Source organism: Burkholderia puraquae, from assembly GCF_002099195.1.
Lineage (GTDB): Bacteria > Pseudomonadota > Gammaproteobacteria > Burkholderiales > Burkholderiaceae > Burkholderia > Burkholderia puraquae.
Window position 1 is genome coordinate 225,692 of the sequence record NZ_NBYX01000013.1, and the last position, 21,481, is coordinate 247,172.

At 59.5% G+C, this 21,481-nt stretch carries 13 protein-coding genes; 11 read left to right on the forward strand and 2 right to left on the reverse strand.

Translation table 11 applies throughout. From position 1 onward, the window contains the following. Positions 1-77 precede the first annotated feature (77 nt). Positions 78-1,139: a GIY-YIG nuclease family protein gene (locus tag B7G54_RS24335; RefSeq protein ID WP_085041382.1), complete on the forward strand. Its 1,062-nt coding sequence runs from the start codon at positions 78-80 to the stop codon at positions 1,137-1,139. A 144-nt stretch (positions 1,140-1,283) separates the two neighbouring features. Here B7G54_RS24335 and B7G54_RS39815 read toward each other — a convergent pair whose 3' ends face one another. Further along, entirely contained in the window at positions 1,284-2,159 is an 876-nt protein-coding gene (locus B7G54_RS39815) for a hypothetical protein (RefSeq protein ID WP_244289407.1), read from the reverse strand. 385 nt (positions 2,160-2,544) lie between these two features. On the opposite strand from B7G54_RS39815, the gene B7G54_RS24345 reads away from it, so the two are divergent. The 10 genes from B7G54_RS24345 to B7G54_RS24390 all read left to right on the forward strand — a co-directional run bounded on the left by B7G54_RS24345 (position 2,545) and on the right by B7G54_RS24390 (position 21,285). Continuing rightward, positions 2,545-13,002, forward strand: a complete 10,458-nt coding sequence (locus B7G54_RS24345) for a hemagglutinin repeat-containing protein (protein ID WP_165765611.1) — start codon at positions 2,545-2,547, stop codon at positions 13,000-13,002. Between the two features lie 4 nt (positions 13,003-13,006). Further along, positions 13,007-13,957 carry a hypothetical protein gene (locus B7G54_RS38260; RefSeq protein ID WP_106409015.1) on the forward strand — a complete coding sequence of 317 codons (951 nt, stop codon included), beginning with the start codon at positions 13,007-13,009 and terminating at the stop codon, positions 13,955-13,957. 411 nt (positions 13,958-14,368) lie between these two features. Beyond that, positions 14,369-14,662 carry a YXWGXW repeat-containing protein gene (locus B7G54_RS24360; protein ID WP_085041385.1) on the forward strand — a complete coding sequence of 98 codons (294 nt, stop codon included), beginning with the start codon at positions 14,369-14,371 and terminating at the stop codon, positions 14,660-14,662. 59 nt (positions 14,663-14,721) lie between these two features. Beyond that, complete coding sequence (locus B7G54_RS24365; RefSeq protein WP_165765612.1) at positions 14,722-15,858, forward strand: tetratricopeptide repeat protein; 1,137 nt, start codon at positions 14,722-14,724, stop codon at positions 15,856-15,858. 6 nt (positions 15,859-15,864) lie between these two features. Beyond that, a complete protein-coding gene (locus tag B7G54_RS24370; RefSeq protein ID WP_085041387.1) occupies positions 15,865-17,637 on the forward strand; it encodes a ShlB/FhaC/HecB family hemolysin secretion/activation protein in 1,773 nt (590 codons plus the stop codon). 21 nt (positions 17,638-17,658) lie between these two features. Continuing rightward, positions 17,659-18,564 (forward strand): hypothetical protein, encoded by a 906-nt coding sequence (locus tag B7G54_RS24375; RefSeq protein WP_085041388.1) that lies wholly within the window; start codon positions 17,659-17,661, stop codon positions 18,562-18,564. A gap of 58 nt (positions 18,565-18,622) precedes the next feature. Continuing rightward, positions 18,623-19,075, forward strand: a complete 453-nt coding sequence (locus B7G54_RS24380; RefSeq protein WP_085041389.1) for a hypothetical protein — start codon at positions 18,623-18,625, stop codon at positions 19,073-19,075. 50 nt (positions 19,076-19,125) lie between these two features. After that, on the forward strand, positions 19,126-19,509 hold the full coding sequence (locus tag B7G54_RS24385; protein WP_085041390.1) for a hypothetical protein: 384 nt from the start codon (positions 19,126-19,128) through the stop codon (positions 19,507-19,509). A 60-nt stretch (positions 19,510-19,569) separates the two neighbouring features. Continuing rightward, on the forward strand, positions 19,570-20,232 hold the full coding sequence (locus B7G54_RS38740; protein WP_133059209.1) for a hypothetical protein: 663 nt from the start codon (positions 19,570-19,572) through the stop codon (positions 20,230-20,232). Between the two features lie 318 nt (positions 20,233-20,550). Then, positions 20,551-21,285 (forward strand): DUF5677 domain-containing protein, encoded by a 735-nt coding sequence (locus B7G54_RS24390; protein ID WP_133059210.1) that lies wholly within the window; start codon positions 20,551-20,553, stop codon positions 21,283-21,285. A gap of 49 nt (positions 21,286-21,334) precedes the next feature. Here the strand turns inward: B7G54_RS24390 and B7G54_RS24395 are convergent. Continuing rightward, positions 21,335-21,481 (reverse strand): ATP-binding protein (locus tag B7G54_RS24395; RefSeq protein WP_244289410.1); only part of this gene is annotated, 147 nt, incomplete at its 5' end.

The following is a 21,481-nucleotide window of genomic DNA, read 5'->3' on the forward strand; positions in this document are numbered from 1 at the left end:
GATCTTTTTCTTCATATTGTATTGTGCATAGGACGTGCTTTTACTGCCGCGATTCCAACTCGAACGAATGAAACCATATGCTGATCACGGAAGAATTGCTAGTAGCCGGGGCAAGTGCGGGTGGGGGCTACACACGCCGACAATTGGAGTTGCTCGGGGTGAAGCAGGTGGCGGGATGGAAGAAGGCGGTAATAGGCACCGAAATTTCCGATGAAGCTGCACAGGAGTTCAGAGATCTCGTCGGCTCAGGTAGCAAGAAAGAAAAACTCGGAGTCGGGCCAGTCAACTGGTGCGGGGCTGCCACACCGAGGGATATCTATCTTTATGTCCTCGAACTTGAGGAAGGACGACTTTATGTTGGCCTGAGCGACGACCTAGACCGTCGATGGGAAGAGCACAAGTCCGGTGCTGGCGCAGAGTGGACCAAGCGATACCGGCCACTGCGACGTATTTTTACCATCAACACCGGCACACAAGACACACGTACAGCTGAGGCAATGGAGGACGAGGCCACCATAGCGTTGATGTCGGAACACGGCATTGAACGAGTGCGCGGCGGGCATTATTGCCAATCCGATCAAGTAAATACCGAGACGGCCCTACGAGCAACAGGGGCATGGGATCGCATCAAACAAGCTCAAGCACCGAAAATTGCTTGGAACGTGGACGCATCTTGGAGTGACGCACTCGATGAGTTTTTGAATATCGCCGTGCAATATTACGATGCTGGCGCTCCGGGAGCCTTGCGTGACGGCGTGTTTGGCGCGGCCTATCGTTTGACGCGATACCGCTTTTGGCGAGAGGAGTTGGCTCCCGGACTGGCTTGGGATTTTTGGAATCCCAAGGGTGTACTGCCAGTGCTGCTATCGTTCAAATACCAGCGCCCAGTGTCCAGTGGGTTACCCTCGTCATATGACGTGCTAGCCGCCGCGCTAAACCGAGGGCGAGGCGGAAATCATCCGTTGCGACGGTTGTTTCTCTTGGCTTGGAAGGCATACCAACCTCCGACAACCGACAAGCAGGCCGAGACAGTTGAGCGATTCATGGAATACCTCGCCGAGGATGAAGAGTACGATCGCAGGTACGATGATTTCGTGTCTGTTTTGCTCCCGGAAACAAGAAATTTGCTAAGAGAGTGAGATGGCTCTCTGTCGTGTCGGCTAGGCCGTTGACCTTTGCGTTTAACCGTAAGGAGAGCGGCCCTGTCATGACCAGTGCATGCACTTGCTCAACGAGCTACGCGATCTCAGTTCCGAAAGACGCAGAGGACTCGCGTGCGGCGCCTATCGGTCGGTAGACGCGTTCTTGGATACGGCTGTTGTCCCAGGTGCGAGTTCACCCTCTTTCAAGACGATTCCAGTGTAAGGCGAACCGGAATCAACGGTGGCGCGGAACATGCGTCCTTTGCTGTCGAACTTGGCAGCTACACCATGCCAAAAAAAAGTCGCTGTCTTGTCGACCATTCCCGAGAGATAGTCAGGTGTCAAATGCCGTTTGTTCAACACAGTGCGCAGAGGGAATTTTTTTGCTTCGTGTTGAAACCTCTTTCTGCTGTCGATGAGATAGCAAAATTCAAGTTCGACGACAGTGGCTGCGCCGAAGATGATTCGCTCATTCACATTCAGTGCGTCGATATCGTCGGGTGCGTTACCTAGGAATGTAAACGCGGTTGCGTACGTCAAGTTGCTGTTAGCGACAGCTAACGGTTGCGCGGCACGTTCGTCGGGCGTCATGCGCCTCCAGGCATCAATCACTTCTTCGAGTGTCCCCGGATGCAGTGCGGGGCGCGCCCGAACTGCTACAGCTAGCTGTAGCAGTTCGTCTTTTGTCGGAACATGTGATTTTTGTTTTATCGTAGGTCCCGGACCGAGAACATTCGGGATCGGCTTTGCCGGTACGTCTGCGGGTCTTGCTTTAGGCAAGCTTGGGTGGAGCGAAGATTCTGTAGAGCGAGCCTCATCGGGGCAGCCTTCGGCATGTCTATCGGGAGCATAGAAGTATGTGTTCACCCTCTGCTTTGGGTACACCCTCACGAGGCAGGCTTCGTGCGGACAATAACAGGTGAACTCATACGTCGTCCTGGCCGCATACGCATACTCCGCTGTGACTTTTGAATCGAGCTGCCAACACAAAGCTTCAGTCATCAATTCGTCGCGCAATGTTCCATCTCCAAAAACTACAACATGCCGTACGCTGCGATAGTCTCACACCTTCTCAGGTATCGCGCGGCTTCAGTCGGTTGGAGGTGGCCTCGCGATAGCGATTCAGGTTGTGCGTCCGGAAATGGGACTGTCAATTGTGTCAGGATGAATGGGCGGCCCCCATAAAAGCAGAAAGACATTTGTATGAATGGTCAGCAAAACGTTGGAATTTTGCGTCTGACTACTATCAACTATTGTCAAATTTTATCAACGTGGTGTCGCAACGAAGTTGCGTCATGCTAACGTCGTCGCAAACGTTTTTCTGGCCGAGATCTTTCGAGTATCGTTCCTGCCGTCCGCGCTAGAAAATCCCGAAAAGAATACCAAGCGAATAAGAATGCGAGTGAAGACCACACGACGGACGTCGGCCACGCGCGACGTCCTGGGCGTAATCGTGCGCCCTGAAAATTGGATGCGTTGCGATTCAACCGTGCCGCTGCTCGCGAAGCATTCGCGGCCACTGTGGATGCGTATGACGGCCTTCGTCTTGGCAGTCGTCCTCGCCACCATGTCCATACCCGCCGCGGCACAGATTAATCCGGCCGCTGACGGCAAGGGGCCGTCGGTCTCGACTACCCCATCGGGTGTTCCCCTCGTCCAGATCAATCGACCGTCCGCTGCGGGCGTATCCGACAACCATTACTCGCAATTCTCCACAGGATCCGCTGGGGCCATCCTCAACAACTCGCCGACATCGGCTCAAACCCAACTCGCTGGTTGGGTGCCCGGCAATGCGAATCTCACGTCGGGCGCAAAGATTATTCTCAATCAGGTGACGGGTACGTCGCCCAGCATGCTCGGCGGTCCCCTGGAGGTGGCGGGTGCCAGGGCACAGGTGGTGATCGCAAACGGAAATGGCATCACCTGTTCGGGTTGCGGATTCATCAACACGAACAAGGCAGTCTTGACGACCGGTACGCCGGTCATCGATTCGGCCGGTAATCTCTCGTCTTTCCGCGTGACGGGCGGCACGGTCTCATTCACCGGTTCGGGCATGAACGCCTCGAACGTCGAACGGGTCGACGTGCTCGCACGTGCGGTACAACTGAACGCGGCGCTTTACGCGAATCAGCTCAACGTCGTGACCGGTGCGAACCAGATCGACGCCAACACGCTCGCTGCGACGCCGATCGCCGGCACGAGTGTTGCGCCTTCGTTCGGTCTCGATGTGAGTCAGTTGGGCGGAATGTATGCCCAACGCATCCTGTTGGTGGGCACCGAGGCAGGCGTCGGCGTGAATGACGGCGGCACGATTGCCGCGCAGACTGGCGATCTGAGCTTGTCGACACAGGGGCAACTCACAGTGTCGGGCAACATCAACGCAGCTGGCAACCTGAATATCGCTGCGCGATCGGGTGTGTCGAACAGCGGTGCAATCTACGGCTTGCAATCGACCACCGTGAACTCTGTCGGCGACATCGGCAACAGCGGCACTATTGCTGGACAGAATCAGGTCTTCGTCAACGGCCAGAACGTCTCGTCGGCGGGCACGTTGGCGGCCGGCGTGAACGCCAACGGGCAGGTCGGTACGACTGGCGATCTCACGGTCGTGGCCGGTAACCGATTGAGCGCCAATGGCCAGAATCTCGCCGGCGGCAATGCAACGCTTCAAGCAGCAACGATAGATCTGTCCGGCTCGAAGACTGCGGCGAACGGCAGTCTGGCGATTTCGGCAACGACCGGCGATGTGAATCTCACGGGCGCCACAACACAGGCCGGTCAGCAGGCAAACATCGCAGCCCCGGGCGGCACGGTGCGTAACGATGCGTTGTCGGCCACGCAGATCGCGCAGATCACCGCGCAGCAGATCACTATCAACGCAGCCGCCTTGTCGAACCGCGGCGGGTCCATCCAGCAGACGGGCACGAACAACACGGCAATTCAGATCGCCGGCGTGCTCGACAATACCGGCGGCACGATTACGACCAATGCGACTGATCTCGCGATTCACGCGGGATCGATTGCGAACGCCGGCGGCCAGATTCACCTGGCCGGTAACGGTAAGCTGAGCGTCGCTGCCGGCGCGCTCGGCAACCAGGCAGGGTCGATCGGCAGCAACGGTGCACTCGGCATCAATGCCGCAAGCATTGACAACACCAGCGGCGTCCTCACGTCGATGGGCACCGCTACCGTGGCGTCGACCGGTGCGCTGACGAATGTCAATGGTGCAATCGAATCGTCGCAGGGATTGGCCGTTACGGCGGGCTCGGCGAACAACACCGGCGGACGCATCCAGTCAGATGACGCGTCGGGTACGACGCTCCAGGTCGCGGGCCAGTTGACGAATGCCCATGCACCCGGCACGACTTCGGGAGGGCTGATTGGCGCGAACGGCAACACGCAGGTCAGCGCGGGGGCGATCACCAACAGCGGAACTATCAGTAGCGCGCAGCAGCTCGATGTGACGGCGACCCAGGCCGTCGACAATTCCGCAGGCGTGCTCGCCGCGGACGGCATCGCGATCCGCGCGGGCTCGATCAAGAATAATGGCGGCACGATCTCGCAGACCGGCACCGCCGCTGGCGCGACGATCGCAGCAACGGGCGCCGTGGACAATTCCGGTGGCGTCATCGCGGCCAACGGCCCGAACGCGACGATTAGTTCCGGGGCGCTCACGAACGATCAGGGCGCGATTTCGCATGCGGGCTCAGGGAAACTGGACATCCAGACCGGTGCGTTCTCGAACCAGCAGGGGACGATCGCGACGAATGGCGATGCGACGCTCGCCACCGGTTCAGCGACCAACAGCGGCACGATCGAGGCCCAGAAAACGCTGCAGCTGACTTCGTCGTCGCTGACCAATAGTGGCGCTGTCGAATCCGTCGGAGCGCTGTCGGTGAACGCAGGCGCACAGCTCGCGAATGCCGGCGGGAAAATCCTGGCGGGCACGTCAACTGCACCGACCACGCTGTCGGTGACAGCTGCCGAGATCGACAACAGTCAAGGGGCACTCGGTGCCGGATCGGTGTCGCTGAATGCGACGAACCTGACGAACCACGGCGGTTCCATCGTTCAGTCGAACCCGAACGGCAGCGCAACGCTCAACGTTGCGAACACGCTCGACAACAGCAACGGTGGCTCGATTCAGGTCGCGGCCACCAACCTTAGCCTGACGCCGCAAATTCTGAACAATTCGGGCGGCACCATTGCCCACGCGGGGAATGGCGTACTGACGGTGCAATCGGACACGGTCACGAACGACGGCGGGTTCCTCGGCTCCAACGGTGCGACGACGATCAACGCCAGCACGGTGTCGAATCGTGGCGGCACGCTTTCGGCGGTCGGGAGCACATTCGTCACGGGGACGAACGGCGTCGACAACAGCGCGTTGTCGGGCAAGAGCGGCTATATCGGCGGAGCTTCCGTCGCGGTTGGCTCTCAAGGAGCGGTGAACAACACGGGCAGCCTGATCGAAGCTGCGACTGGCTCGGCGAGCGTCAACGGACAGACTGTCACAAACGATGCTGGCGTGATTCGCGCGCTCGGCGCAGCACCCGTGACCGTAACGGCGGTCGGCGCACTGTCGAACCGAGGCGGTTCGATCGGTGGCAATCGCAACGTCTCGGTATCTGGTGCATCAATCGACAATACGTCGGGCACCTTGGCCGCACTCGGCGACCTGAATGCGACGTCGGAAAGCACGCTGTCAAATGCCAGTGGCCTCGTCGAGGCGCAGGGCAACATCAATGCAAACGCAGCCGGCGCGATCTCGAACCAAAGCGGCAAGATCAAGGCGGTCGGCGCAAATAGCGCGCTGACGCTGTCCGGCAGCAGCATCGACAACTCGAATGGCGCAATCACGAACGCCGGGGCCGGTGCGACGGCGCTCACGGCAGCCAGCACGATCACGAACGCCAATCCGACGGGCACGGCATCGTCGGGGCTGATCGCCGGCAATGGCGCGGTCATGCTCAACGCCGCAAGCTTGTCGAATACGCAGGGCGGTAATGTGTCGGCCGCAGGCGACCTGACGCTCAACACACCGTCGAGTGTGGTCAACGACGGTGGCACGCTCGCCGCAGGCGGAAGCCTGACGGTAAATCAGCCCGGCGCGACGTTCTCGAACGTCGGCGGATCGGTATCCGGCGGCAACGTCGCGTTGACCACCGCGACGCTCGACAACACCCGCGGCGCCATCGCCAATCCGGCCGGCGGTGCAGGCAATGTGGGGATCCATACGGGCACGCTGACGAACACGAACGGTTCGATCGGCAGTACACAGGATCTGTCGGTGACGGCCAATTCGCTGGTCGGCGACGGGAAAATCGTCGGCGGTCGCGATGCGACGATCAACCTGCAAGGCAACTATACCTACGATGCCGCAAACCAGATCACGGCGAATCGGAACCTGACGTTCTCGACGACGGGCACGTTCACGAACTCCGGTACGTTCTCGTCGGCCGGCAATCTGACACTGAATGCTGCGAACGTCGTCAACCAGGCCGGCGCCGACATCGCGTCGGGCAACGCCGCGGATCCGAGCGCCGGTGCGACGACGATCAACGCGGCCGGCGGCGATATCAATAACGCAGGCCGGATCGAAGGCAATACGGTCACGACGACCAGCAATACGCTGGAAAACAGCGGCTCGATGATCGGCGGAACGGTCACTGCGAACGCAAACACGCTGACGAACGATGGCGCTGCAGCGATCATTGCCGGTACCAATGGCGTCAACCTGTGGGTGCCGGGCACGGTCAACAACCAGAACGGCGCGACGATCTACAGCCTCGGTGACGTCAACATCGCAGCGAACGGAGCGAAGGATGCAAACGGAAATCTGGTCAACCAGACTGGCACCGTGAACAATCTGTCGTCGACGATCGAGGCGAACGGCAATCTGAACGTTTCCGCAAACCAGGTCAACAACGTCCGGCAGAACATCCAGACGACCACCACCACATCGACGCAGACGGCCAAGCTGCTGCCGCTGCCGTGGCTGCACACAGGTTGGGCTGGGGCATCTGCGCCGTTCCAGGATGTGAATACGCTGATTCAGAGCGCGTACTACTTGAACCCGGCGGACATCGTGTCGATCACGCCGATGGTGTCACCCGACGGCGTCCTAATCCAGAAGGTCGTCGTGAACATGCCGGCCAACGCGTCGGCATTCCAGTCCGCCTGGGGCAGCTACGCACGACCGCAATCGAACGGCGGCACGGCCTGGACCGATGGGCAGCAACAGCGCCTCTCGACCACATCCGGTCAGCAGGTCCTGTACGTCCAGACGGTCCAGAACGGTCAGTCGAATCCCGATCAGGCCGGTGGGACGGCGTGGCCGGACCATAGCCTCGATACGGTGGCAAACGTCTACGGCTCCATCAGCTACTCGAGCCAGTACGGCGATTGCACGACGAACTGCGTGCGACTGGAGGTGCAGTCGCAATACATCGATCCGAATAGTCAGTTTCTGAAAGGCGGCAGCCCGAACCTTTCGGGCTCGAATCTGGTCGAGGCCGAGCGTGATGCGACGACCACGACGACGGCGACCACGCTCGCTCCGGGCAGTGGCGCGCCCGCGTTGATGACGTCGGGCGGTGCGATGAACCTGACGATCGGCACGCAGTTGAACAACAACAATGGCACGATTGCAGCCGGTGGCAACCTGAACATCGACGGGCAGGCGAGCAACGGCAGCAATGCGAAGATCGCAAACACGTCGACGCAGCTTGCGACCACCTATTCGTTCTCGAACCGATCGGGATACGGTTCAGTCGGCGGTCCGCAGGTGCCCTCGACGTGGGTGACGTGGACGAATCCGACGATCACGCTCAATACCGGCGTGGCGGGCGGCACGATTACCAGCAATCAGGCAGTCACGATCAACGGCGGCCAGATCTCGAATACCAGCGTGTCGGCAACCGGCGGCGTTACGGGCGCGAGCGCCCAATCGCTCGGTCTGGGAAGTGTCTCGTTGACGGGTTCCGCCGGCAATGGTGCGGTCAGCGCCGGTACGTCGGTCACCACGACGAGCAGCGTGACCGGCAAGACGACCGCGACCACCGTGTCCGGCGCGGTGCGTAATGTGGACGGCGCGCGCTCCTCCGTGTTGAACCCGGTGTTGCCCTCGAGTGGCCTTTACAAGGTGGCGAATTCGCCGGGCGTCAATTACTTCGTGCAGACCGATCCGCGCTTCACGAGCTACTCGAATTTCATCTCCAGCGACTACATGCTGAACCTGCTCGGAATCAATCCGATGCAGACGCAAAAGCGCCTCGGAGATGGTTTCTACGAAACGCAGCTAGTACAGCAGCAGATCACGAGCCTGACCGGTCGGCGCTACTTGCCCGGCTACGCGAGCGACGAAGACGAATACCAAAAACTGATGGCAAGTGGTGTCGCCACTGCCAAGCAATTCAATCTGGAACCAGGCGTTGCGCTCACCGATGCGCAGATGGCGGCGTTGACGCATGACATCGTGTGGCTTGTTAGTGAGACCGTGACGTTGCCGGACGGCTCGAAGCAGACCGCGCTGGTACCGCAGGTCTATCTGGCGAAGACGGACGACGCGTCGCTGTCGCCGACCGGCGCGCTGATCGCGGGCAATACGGTAGCCATTCATGGGACCGATGTGACAAACGCCGCAGGCACGATCGCGGCGACCAAGAACGCACTCGTCGTCGCGGACAACGACATCCAGAACCTGGGCGGCCTGATTTCGGGCGGTAACGTAGGCCTGCAGGCCGGGCACGACATCGTCAATCAGTCGCTCACGAATACCGAAACGGCGAAATTTGCGAACAGTACGTCGAGCCATACGTCGATTGGCGCGGTAGGCCAGATTCAGGCGACGAACAACGTAGTGCTGATGGCGGGTAACTCGATCCGGGTCGAAGGCGCGCAGGTCGCTGCGGGCGGAATTCTTGGGCTGTCGGCCGGCAACGGCATTGACGTCGGCACGGTGCAGACCGGCTCGAGCGTCGGTGCGCGACTCGACTCGCAGAATACCAGCACGTTCAAGACCACGAATCAGGTAGGTAGCACCCTCTCGGCGGGCGGCAATCTGGGCTTGGTCGGTGGCGGAGACATCGGCATCACTGGCAGCAATCTCACGTCGACCGGCGATTTGACAGTTGCGAGTTCCGGGAACGTCAATATCACCAGCGCAAGCAACAGCACGTCCGATTCGCGACATGGCGCGAATTCAAAGGGCTGGAACAGTTTCGATCTGTCCACGCAGTCGAACGTCGGAAGCGCGTTGTCGGCGGGCGGCAACGCCACCGTGCTGGCAGGCGCACGACAGGACACGAACGGCAATCTGGTGCTTGCGACCGACGGTGGTGCTCCGGCGAAGAATCTCACGCTGCAGGGATCGAGTGTCGTCGCAGGCAATAACGGACAAGGGATGAGCGTCGCGACACTCGGCGCGACGGGTGACGTGAACATCGGCGCCGCCCAGGACACCACGACATTTAATAGCGCGAGCCATTCGTCCGCGAGCCATTTCCTCTCGCACTCAACGACTGATACGAGTCAGCAGTTCACCGCGACCCATTCGACGGGTTCGCTCGTGTCAGGGGATACGGTGGCGGTAACGGCGGGGCACGATTTGAACGTCCAAGGCAGCGCCGTGGTTGGCACGAACGCGGTGACGCTCGGCGCGAAGAACGACGTCAACATTACGACGTCGCAGGACACCGTCGATTCGAGCAGCTACTACCACACCAGCAAGTCGGGCTTGATGAGCAGTGGCGGAGTTGGCGTGACGATTGGCAGCCAGTCGCTTGCGCAGACGGACAAATCATCCTCCGCGACCAACAATGCAAGTACGATCGGCGCATCCAACGGGAACGTCACGATCAATGCTGGTCGCAACCTGGGCGTTACCGGCAGCCAAATCGTGGCAGGCGGCAATGTGGCGATGACCGGGCAAAACGTGACCGTCAATTCCGCGTATGACACCTATACCGACGTGCAGACCCAGCAAGCTCGTCAGGCCGGCCTGACGGTCGGCCTGGGCGGTGGTGTGCTGCAAACCGGTCAGACGATGGTGAACGACGTGCGGTCCGGCGCGGCTTCCGGCGATTCGCGTTTAATGGCTGTACAGGGGCTGGCTGCGGCGGAATCGGCTTATCAGAACCGAGGCGCGATCGGAAGCACGGCGAGTGCATTGGCGAACGGCAATGGCAGTCAGGCAGCGAACGCGTCTGGTATCCAATTGCAGATCAGCGTCGGCTCCAGCCAAAGCAACAGTTCATCCAGCACATCGATCTCCACCGCGAGGGGCTCGTCGATCATCGGCAATGGAAACGTGTCGATTACCGCAACCGGTGCACCCGGCGCGGATGGCAAGGCCCAAGCTGGCACAGGCGACATCGTGATGACCGGCGCGACCGTTCAGGGCAAGAACGTCTCGCTCGGCGCCAATAACAACATCACACTGCAGGCCGCGCAAAGCACGGAACAGGACACGAGCTCGAATAGTTCGAGCGGCTGGAATGCGGGTGTCGGGATTGGTGTGAACAGCAAGGGCGGCGCAGGCATTAGTGTCTTTGCCGGTGGCTCAGCATCGCATGGCAACGGCAATGGTTCGAGCGTGACCCAGGAAAATACGACCGTGACCGCCAGCAAGAATCTGACGATCAAGTCAGGTGGCGACACGACGTTGTCGGGCGCGCAGATTTCGGGCGATACGGTGAAGGCCGATGTCGGCGGTAATCTGACGATGACGAGTCTGCAAGACACGTCGACTTACGATTCCAAGCAGAACAGTATCAGCGGCGGGGCTAGCTACACGTTTGGCGCCGGCGGTTTCTCGGGAAGCCTGTCGGCAAACCAGACGAAGATCAACAGCAACTACGCGTCCGTCAATCAGCAGACGGGAATCATCGCGGGCAGCGGCGGTTTTGACGTGAATGTTGTCGGGCACACCCAACTCAACGGCGCCGAAATCGCAAGCGCGGCGCCTGCGGACAAAAACAGCCTGACGACCGGCAGCTTGGGATACACGAACATCCAGAATGTGATGTCGTATTCTGGCTCGTCGACTGGTGTTTCGGTCGGCACGGGAGGTCCCATTGGCGTAACCGGCGGCCCGCAGTTGTCGCAGACCGGAGACAACGCGAGCGGCACGACGTCCGCGGCGGTGAGTCCGGCGACCATCACGGTGAAATCGGACCAGCAGACCGGCAAGGACAGTACGGCCGGCCTGTCACGCGATACGGCGAACGCGAACCAGACCGTCCAGAACACCTTCAATCTGCAAGAGGTGCAGAACAACCTTGCCTTTGCGCAGACGTTCGGGAAAACAGCGACGTTCGCTGTGGCCGAAGCGACAACGCAGTTGGTGAACAACAGCAACAACCCGCAGTTGAAGGCGTTGTTCGGTGAAGGCGGCGCTGGCCGGGATGCGCTTCATGCAGCGGTCGCGGCGATCGGTGCTGCGTTGTCCGGCGGGAATGTCGCCGGGGCTGTCGGCGGGTCGATCGCGGGCGATGCATTGCAGGCGCTCGCCGCACCGATTATCGATCAGGCGGTGGCGTCGCTGCCGGCGGGCGCACAGGACGCCGCACGTACGATCCTGAACAGTGTGGTGGCGACTGCAGGTGGTGCGGCGGGTGGCGCTCTTGCCGGAGGCGGTTCGCAGGGCGCGATCGCAGGTGCGGGTGCAGCCGCGAACAATGATGTCTACAACCGACAACTGCACCCCGACGAGCGGAAGCTGATCTCAAGTGCGGCCAATACGATTGCGACGTCACAGGGGAAAACGGCAGCCGACCAGGCGAAGATCGCGCAGTATTGGACCGATATGTTGACGTTGGTCGCCAATGCGGACGTCGACGCGCAGGGCCAGCAGCAACTGAACCAGACCATCGCGCAGCTGACGCAGGCAGCTCAAGCGTCTGGCAACTATCAGGCGCTGCTGACGTTCCAGCAAAACCTGACGACCGCCCAGCAGATCATCAAGGGGATGTCGGGCCAGACGATCACCGGTGCCGGTGGGCCAATCGTGGCCGACGACGGTGTGCTCAAGACGTTCCAAGCGACGGGTTCGCAATTCAACGACTCGTCGCTGTTCGGTACGCCGGGCGGTACGAAGACCGGTCTGGCAATCGGCGAGACGCCGTCGTCGGCCGGTGTCGGGTCCCAGTACTACGTCGCGCCGAACGGTCCGACCAACCAGCAGTTGTCGGCATTCACGAACGATCTCGTTCAGCAGGCAGGCACGCCCAATGGCGCCGCCACACCCGCCTATCCTCTCGAAACGGTCGTGCTTGGGAATATGGCGGGCAAGGTCGTAGCCGGTGCGCTGGGTGCGATTTTTGGCGACACCGCCGAGACCGTTGCTGCGGCCGTATCGAAGCCTAGCGCTGCGGTACCAGTTAGGCCCGTCAACAATCTGTTCGGACAGACGCTGGACGGCCCGATCGTGACGCATACGGTGGGTATTCAGGACGGGACCCTCGGCGAATCCATCGGATTGCAGGCGCTGAAAAACGAGACCAATCTGTCGTTCAAGGCGTTGCAGAACAACAGTGGCCACGGCGCAGATGGCGTGGCGATCGATTCAAGTAGCAAGACCATTTGGGTTGCCGAAGTAAAATCGTCGCAGAACGGCGTCGGTGCCGCCGCGTCGGCGCAAGGTGATCCATTGACGAAACTGGAAACCTGGGTGGGTGCCTCTCAGAACCAGACGGGCGCATGGTCGGCTCAACCAGGTAGCAATGGGGCTTTGGCGCAAAGCATTCGAGATGCACTCCTCGACGGCTATCAAGTCAAAGGTATCCAGGTTCAGGTCGGCGTGCCAGCGCCAGGTGCCACTGGTGCGACGCAGATTTCCATCAAGCCATGGACAAATTGAACGTATGACTGAATTGAGCAATCTCTCCCCGTTGGGTATTGCGCCCCGCTGGATTAGCCGCAAGGCGGTGATCAATTGGTTCGAGAAGGCCACACCGTGGCCGTTTGAGAAGGCGATTGAATACAACGCGCGTGCCGATGTAACGAATACGAACAGAGTTCCCCCTGGCGGCTCGTATATCGGGGTGGGTATTCGGAGGTTTCGTAAGGCCATGGCACAGGCCCTGAAGGGAGAGCTTTGGGAGCTCGCTGCGGTCGATGCGCTGGGTTATGTTGACGTGGGCGTTCGGCTCGATTTTTTTTGGCATATTAAGTTCCGAACGGTGTTTGCAGATCATCCGCGGCCGTTGCGCATGATGAGCTGGGAGCTCACGTCGGAAATGATGGCGATGTACTTCGTTCTTGGTCGAATTGACGAAGGCATCTATCAGGGGTATCTCACCCATGCGGTGCTAAATCGAACCTACCAGTTGCAGCTGTCGTATGAGCAGCACCATCGTCGTCTTCATGCGTTCATGCTGCGAGTCTTTGCAGACTGGCGTGGCGACGTGAGCCATACGTGGCCGCCGTTTGCCAACGACGAACCTATCTATGAGGGCATTCTTGAGCGGTGGCGTAATCCTGATCCCGATGTGCTGACACCGTGGCTGCTGGCCGCTTGCGATCGGCACACCCACGAGTCGAAGCGGGACAGCGAAAACACGCAATACGACTGTTCGGAATTTCCCCGTACTCCCGTCGAAATCCTGTTCTTGTTTCGTTTGCGAGAATTGATTGGCTTGCAAAACCCGGTGCTCAACCACCCGTTGATGGACGCACCTTTTGACCGGCTACCTGAACCGCAAGCGCCGTATGTTCCGGACGAGTACGTGCGTGGCACTCTTGCGCGCGTGCGTGAAGACTGGCCCGAGTTCGATCGAATTGTTTCGTTGGAGGCGCTGAAAAGCGGTTACTAAGATGGCACATTCAGTCGGAGCGATTCTGATCATTGGTGGTATGGCGGTGGTTTTGCTTTCCCAGATCTTGATCGGGATACATGCTTTTGCAGGCAACCCGGTTAGCGGAATCATGTGTTTCGTCATGCCTTTCTATGTTTTGGTCTACGCCAAACGACACTCGGCTGGGCGTGCCTTGATGCGGGCATGGTACGCGGGATTGGCTGCGTTGGTCGCGGGCGTCTTCTTGAGTACGTAGTCGATTGAGGAAACGTACTTCAGCTCAGTTGTGATTGAGCAGACTTCGCGAAGCGCACCGACGTAACGTCCATTCGACGCGCAGACCATCATCCATCGGGAAGCAACGTCCAACTTTGACGAAAGCTTGTTGCCGACCCGTTGAAACGGACGTATTCATCGAAACCTCGATCTATGACCAGAACCCGTCACTCAGCTTCGGAGATTGCTAGTCCACGTGAGGGGAGTTTCGTCAATCTCGCGTGCAATTTTCGTTGGAATACGGCCTGCCGTGCGTTTGTCTGCTGCTGCGTTGCGATCATCTTGAGCGGATGCGAGACGGCGCCACCTGGTGCTCCGCCGAAACCCGCGCCGCTGGACGAACCCCAGCCCACGCATCTGCCAGGTTTCGTTTGGATCGGTGGGTATTGGCACTGGGACGGGACGCAGTGGGTCTGGATCAAAGGGCACTTAGCGCCGCAGCTTTAATTTCGAGCCGCCATAACAAGAAAATGATTACACGCACGACATTATCTAAGATGGCATGCATGGGGTTGATGCTGCCATTTGCATGCTTCGCCCAAACGTTGTCTCTTGATTACGCCGCGAGTCGAGCGGGAGCGGTTCAGGATAAAAAGCAACAGCAACGCGAACAAGCTCAAGCGCGTGAGCGCGATGAAGTGGCGGCTCTCATTCGCCGAGCGGACGCATGGAGCACGGCAGATGAGCATGGAAAGGCGGGGGACGCGTACCTTGAAGCAGCTCGTAAAATTTCAACGAATCCGATTCTCTACAATCTTGCGGGGATTTCCTACACGTTGGCGGGCAAGAACGAGCAGGCGATTTTGGCCTTTTCTCGATCGATTTATCTCGCCCCCCAACGCGCCGACATTTACCGGATGCGCGGCATCGCCTACCGGCACGAGGGCAATATCGGCAAGGCACTCGTGGATTTCGCAACTGCGGTTCAGCTTGCGCCCGAGAGGCTTGACGCCCGTTGGTCACTTGCATTGGTTCTGGAAAATGCCGGGCAGCCTCAAGCGTCCCTCGACGAATACGGTGAGATCCTACGCATTGCCCCCAACTCGGTTGAGGCACACATATTCCGCGCAGATGTATTAACGAAGGTGGGGCGCGATGGTGACGCGCTCAGTGAATATGAAGCTGCCAGTCGCATCGAGCCTGACGATCCAGGTCTCCTGCATTTACGCATGCAATTCTGGTTTTATCAGGGCGAATTCGAGGCGGTAATTAGCGACGCGGATAGGTGGCTCTCCCTGAAGCGCAGTACCAGCGATGGTCCATACATCGCGTATGTGCTGTTGTGGAGACACATGGCGGCGAAACGCCTCAACGTCGACGACCGTGATGCCTTGGAGAGCGCCAAGGACAAGCTGGGCCGAAACGAGTGGCCTTATCCACTGATCCAGTTCGCGCTCGGCGAGATAAACGAAACGCAGTTGAGGGCAGCAACGGCATCTGGCGATCCCGCCAAACTCAAGGATCGACAATGCGAGGCACTGACGTCGATTGGCGAGTCGTACGTTGCGCGCCATTCCGAAAAAATTGCCGAACGTCTATTCAGTTCGGCTTTGGAAGTCTGTCCAACGACATCTATCGAGCATTTGCTGGTAACGCGAGAGCTTGAACAAATCGATATGCGCCGAACCGGGAAGGATCTCTAACAAAAAATGACCATACGCTCGACTCTTTGGCCGCTGGCCTATGCTGGCCTGATGTTGCCGCTTGCGTGCCTTGCACAGACTGCACCTGAAGGCGCCGGAGCCGCTGTCAATCGCGCCGGTGCCGTTCAAGAACAACTGCAGCAGCAGCGCGAGCAGGCGCAAGAGCGTGAGCGTGCATTGAGTGCGCCATCGGTGCGACTGCAGCAGAAGGAAGAGGCAATTCCAGATACGCTGCCGAGCGAGACGCCGTGTTTCGCGCTTCAGCGCATCGAACTGAATGTGCCGACGTCGCTGCCGTCAGCGGCGCGGGCGCTGAATGATCCGACCTCTCGCTCCGACCAGTTTGCGTTCGCGCGCCGGTGGCTGAATCGCTACGTCGGACAATGCGCCGGCCAGCGCGGCGTCGAACTGCTTCGCAAGGGCGTGCTCGCGCAGATCCTGTCGCGAGGTTACATCACGACCCGCGTGCTGGTCCCTGATCAAGACCTTTCCACGGGCATGCTGCACTTCGAACTGCTGCCCGGCACGGTGCACGACATTCGCTTCGCCGATCCGTCGACGCGCGGTACGTGGAAATCGGCATTCCCGAATCGCGCCGGCGACCTGCTGAACCTGCGCGATCTCGAACAAGGCCTCGAGCAGATGAAGCGCGTGCCGAGCCAGGACGCCGACATGAAGATCGAGCCGGCCGCACAAGTCGGAGAAAGCGACGTCGTCATCGCAGTCAAACGATCGCGGCCCTGGAAATTTGTACTTGGCCTCGATAACTCCGGAACGCATGAGACGGGCAAGCTGCAAGGTTCTGCGACTTTCGGATACGACAATCCACTGGGCCTGAATGACCTGTTCAGTGTCGGCGTGTCGAACGACATGCTGTTCACCGACAAGAACATGGGCACACACGGGTTCAACACGTACTACTCGGTCCCGTGGGGCAACTGGACCTTCTCGCTGTCGGGCAATACGAGCAACTATTTTCAGCACATCGCCGGCGCCAACCAGACATTCCTGGCGAGCGGTCAGACACGAACACTCTCGTTGCGCGCCGACCGCCTGCTGTATCGGGATCAGTTCAGCAAGACAAGCGTCGAAGTGCAGCTTTCGCGCCGCTTTGGCCGAAGCTTCATTGAAGACACCGAGATCTCGGGCCAGCACCGCAACAATACGTTCCTCGAACTGGGGCTAGTCCGTCGACAGTATCTCGGTCAGGCACAGCTGGACGCGACGCTTGCGTATCGGCAAGGCGTGCCATGGTTCGGTGCGCAGGGAGAACTTCACGATCCGTTCACGGGCGCGCAGTTCGACCAGACATACCTGTACAAGATGGCCGTGCTCGATGCGTCGCTGTCGATGCCGTTCCAGATCGGATCGGTGCCGCTGCGTTATGCGAGTACGTTCCACGGCCAATACACGCCCGATCACCTGTTCTATATCGACGACCTGTCACTGGGAAGTTTCTATAGCGTACGCGGTTTCGACGGCGAATACCTGCTCTCAGCCGAGAAGGGTTTCTATTGGCGTAACGATCTTGAGCTGCCGATCGGCGCGACCGGTCAGGCGGTGTACCTCGGTCTCGACTACGGTCATGTGTGGGGTCCGAGCGTCGCCGCGTTGCTCGGCAACCAGTTGGCCGGGATCGCGCTCGGCGTGCGTGGCGGCAAATCGGGCGTCGCAGGTGCTCTCAGCTACGACCTATTCATCGGCACACCACTGTATGCCCCTGCGCACTACCCGACGGCCCGTGCGACCGTGGGTTTCCAATTGACGTATCAGTACTGAACACCATCGGAGAACAAGACGATGTTTCATTCCAAGCAAAATCTCCTCGCCGTCGCTTTGGTGCTCGCGGGGCTCGTGCTCGCCGGATGTGGTGGTGGCGGCGACACCGGCAACGGGCCGGCGCCTTCGTCAAATACCGGCTCCTCCGGTTCGGGTTCGTCCGCAACGAACGGTGGTGTCGTCTCGAGCGTATTCCTGCAATCGGGTGGCAGCGGTTACTTCAGTTTCGCCAGCAGCTTGAACGCGTCGTCACAATACACGGGCGTCGCGAGAGCGCAGCTTTACACGACAAGCGCGTCGAGTTCGGTGTTCAGCGAGCAGACGAGCAACGTGATCGGTCAGTACAGTATGACGACGACGCGCATGACGCTCGTGACCACGCAAGGCGATTACAGTACGCTGGGTCTCGGCAACGACATCCAGATTGATCAGCAAAGTGCGAACGCCTTTACGTACGGGGTGGGCGGTTCACCGGCGATTCTGCAGGCGACACTGACATCGACGGATGTGTCGGGCCAGGCCGTGTCTGCCGTCGCGGTCGACGCGAACGGTGGCGTCGCACACACGCTCGCAGCGGATACCTCGGCGATGCCGGCCGGCTCGGTTCGCTATACGACGCAGGTGACCGCGCTGCAGCCGCTGCTGACGGTGCAATCGGGCAATCCTATCAGTCAAACACTCGCCCAACTGCAGCAGCAGTACGGCGGTACGATCGCGACGCTCGGCGACGCGACCTATCTGACCGGCATGACCGGCGCGCCGGAACCGGCCTACGCGCAACTGGGCGGCAGCGTTTATCCGGCGAACTACACCGGCGCAAGTCAGGCTACGGGCCTGAGCTTGGTTGCAGGGACACCTTACGCGTACAACCAGACGGCTGCGGCGTTCATCGCGCAGGAGTTGCAGGCGCATGCTGGTGCGCTGTAGCCCGATCACCATAAATCGAATCACCGAACTTCGAAACACGACTGCGTGCCCACACATCATGTCGCGAAAGAACCGAGGCCGCACGCCGCTGACCAAGGAGATGCTGTTGCCGATGTCGGCGAGCGCCGTACGCAAGCTCTCGTTGGAAAATCATCTGATGCTGGCCGTGCTCAAGTCGGGCCAAGGGAACAAGGACGCGATGGTCTCGCTCCTGCGCGTGCTGTACATGACGTGGTTCCTGTCGGAAAGAACTGAACCGGTGACGGATGTCGCCACGTTGCTCGACGTCGAGTCGTCGCTGGAAACCAGCATCGAAGCAGCGGCTCAGGGGCTCGGTTGGCAACTGTCGGACGAGATCGTGTCGGCGATCGAGCACGTACTGCTCGGCTTTGACCGCTTGATCAGCTATGCGCCGAAGTACCGTTATCAGGAAGCGTGGGACCGCCTGTGTCGATTCGTGGCCTCGGAAAGGCAGTCGCCGCTGCCAGACAGTCAGCTTGGCAAGGTCTGACAATGGGACCGCGGCGGTGCGCCCGGTCCACTGGATAGATAACGAATCCAATGAAGATGCGATCGCGAATCGATCTCGAAAGCAGTTCCCTCGCCCAACTGTCCCCGCTCGAGCAGGCCTTCCTGACCGAAGTGAGCCAGAGCGGCGCGTCCGACGCTGCGTTTAAGTTGGCCCTGCTGGCAGTCCCGTTGCTCAGCTTTACAGTATGGCGGCCGTTGTCGATCGGCGATCTGGCCGATCGTGTAGGACTGTCGACCCGGCAAGCAATGCTGGCCGCCCGCGAGTTGGTGGAAATCGGTGCGCTCGGGCGGCGTCCGGGTGGATACCTCGGGTGCAAGCTGCAGTCGTACCGGCTGCGTGAGCGGTTTCGAGCGATCAAACTGTCGGCGTCGCTCGGACAGGAGCGAGACGCGCGATCTGCGGACAGCTTCTGACATGATTGTTGACCAGATCGCAACCGAAGAGGGAATTCTATGACTCGAACAAAAAGGAGCGTGAGCCATGAAGATCCGGCAACTGAGATTCAGCCCAAACGCGCTTGGTGGCGAGAGATGTCGAGTAAGGCCGTGGTAGCCATTGTGGCCTCGACTGGCGGCGTCCTGGCTGCAACCTACAACGATGCGCTAACCACTTTTATCAAGCCCGGCTTGGCCAACGCATGGGCATGGACTCAGGACCGCGTAGCCCCGATGGCCGACGACAAACTTATCGGGGTCGGTTTGACGTTTTACATCCCTCCGAATGTTGACAAAGGACGATCGGCCGAAGGCGTGAGCGTTACTCTCTGGCCCGAGCGTTGCAAGCGCCCGGGTGGCGTTTCCATCAAGAAGGCATATGGGGATGGCGAGCGAGATTCGTATACCAATGCGATCGTAGGTGTTTCATGCCGAGCGTCCGGTAGGACGTTGGTCACGCTCACTCCCGAGAGTGGGACTGCCGTAACGATATACGACGGGATCCCAAAGGACGGTGAGCAGATTGTATTTACCGGTGTGCCGGGGAGCTATTACGCAGGGATCGTGTCGTTGTATTGGCTAGACAAGAAGATGCCTGATGGCCCATGGGTTCCAGTCAACAAATGCCAGCTTACGAACACGTGTGCGGAGGAGTTGCGTAAAGACGTTGAGCGCTTGGGAGGCGCAAATAATGTGAAGTAGGATGTGCGGCTGAGCGGTATCGTACCGGACCCGCGTGGACATGCGCCACCTCCATAGCCGATGCGAGCATCAAGCAAATCCTCGAACCGATCGGGCACCCGGCGTCTTGAGATGAAGTTGCTGACCGTCGCGGTGCTGGGGGCCCGAGTGTGCCAGCGGCCCGACCGAGACTGTTCGATGTTCGCTGTCCGGTCAGTTGTGCGCGATTGTCGGAGGGAGCTCCCGGCCATTACGGGTCATTTGGAAAGCCGTGCTGAATGATGAAAAGGTGGTGTACATTCGACGCTGAATGGGCACTCGTCCCCGATGGAGGAAAGCATGGCGAACATACCGGCAATGCTTGCGGCCGCAGACGATATAAAGCAAAAGCTGGATGCGCTTCTCCTGCGGGCGAACGTACAAGATGCCGGCGAACATCGTGTTGCTGCGACGCTGTGTCTGACTATCGCTGAACAGTTTGCAGCAACATTGCACCTGATAAAGGGGGGCTTCTCGTCTCATGCACCGGTTATGGTGCGCTCCATGTTAGAGGGGTATGCGAACCTCTTGAATCTTGTCAAAGATCCCGAGTTTGTCAACCAGATCCGGTACGACAACGCTCGTGCCGATGTAGTCTTGTTCACGGAGTATGCTGCAAATCCGGAAATGCAGGATAACGCCGAGGCACAGAAGACGTTGGCTAAGTGGAAAGCAGACGCCGAGCCAGTACGCGAAGAACTTGAAACCAAGGGCTACGGCAAGCTCGACGTGTATCAACGATTTAAACAAGCAAACATTTTGCCCACATACGTGGCTTACCGCGTCTTTTGCTCGTTCACACACAATCAACTAACCACGTTGCTGGCGCGCCACGCGAGCCGCTTTGAACTCCGCTACCACTTTGAAGCGCCCGAAGAACTAACTGCGGGTCTGCTGAATGTTGCGATCTGCATCTTGTGCCAAGCAGTAGTGACTGCGTCGCACTACACGGACCTTGCCGACGCAGAATTGCGGCACGTGATTGACGAGGCTGATGCCACGTGGGGCGCAGTGTTGATTTTCACGCAGTCTTAACCCACCGTTTTCATCCGAATCTGACCCACCCCGAGATAGCCTAGTACATCTATTGCGGTGTGGATAACTCTTCGTTGCCTGCTGGTTTTGCTGCTCTCTTGCTCGTTGTCTTCGCCTTGGCAGAACTGGTCCTGAAGCGCCACGATTCATTGCCCGTTTCGACGATGTGGCAGTGATGGGTAACGCGGTCCAGCAG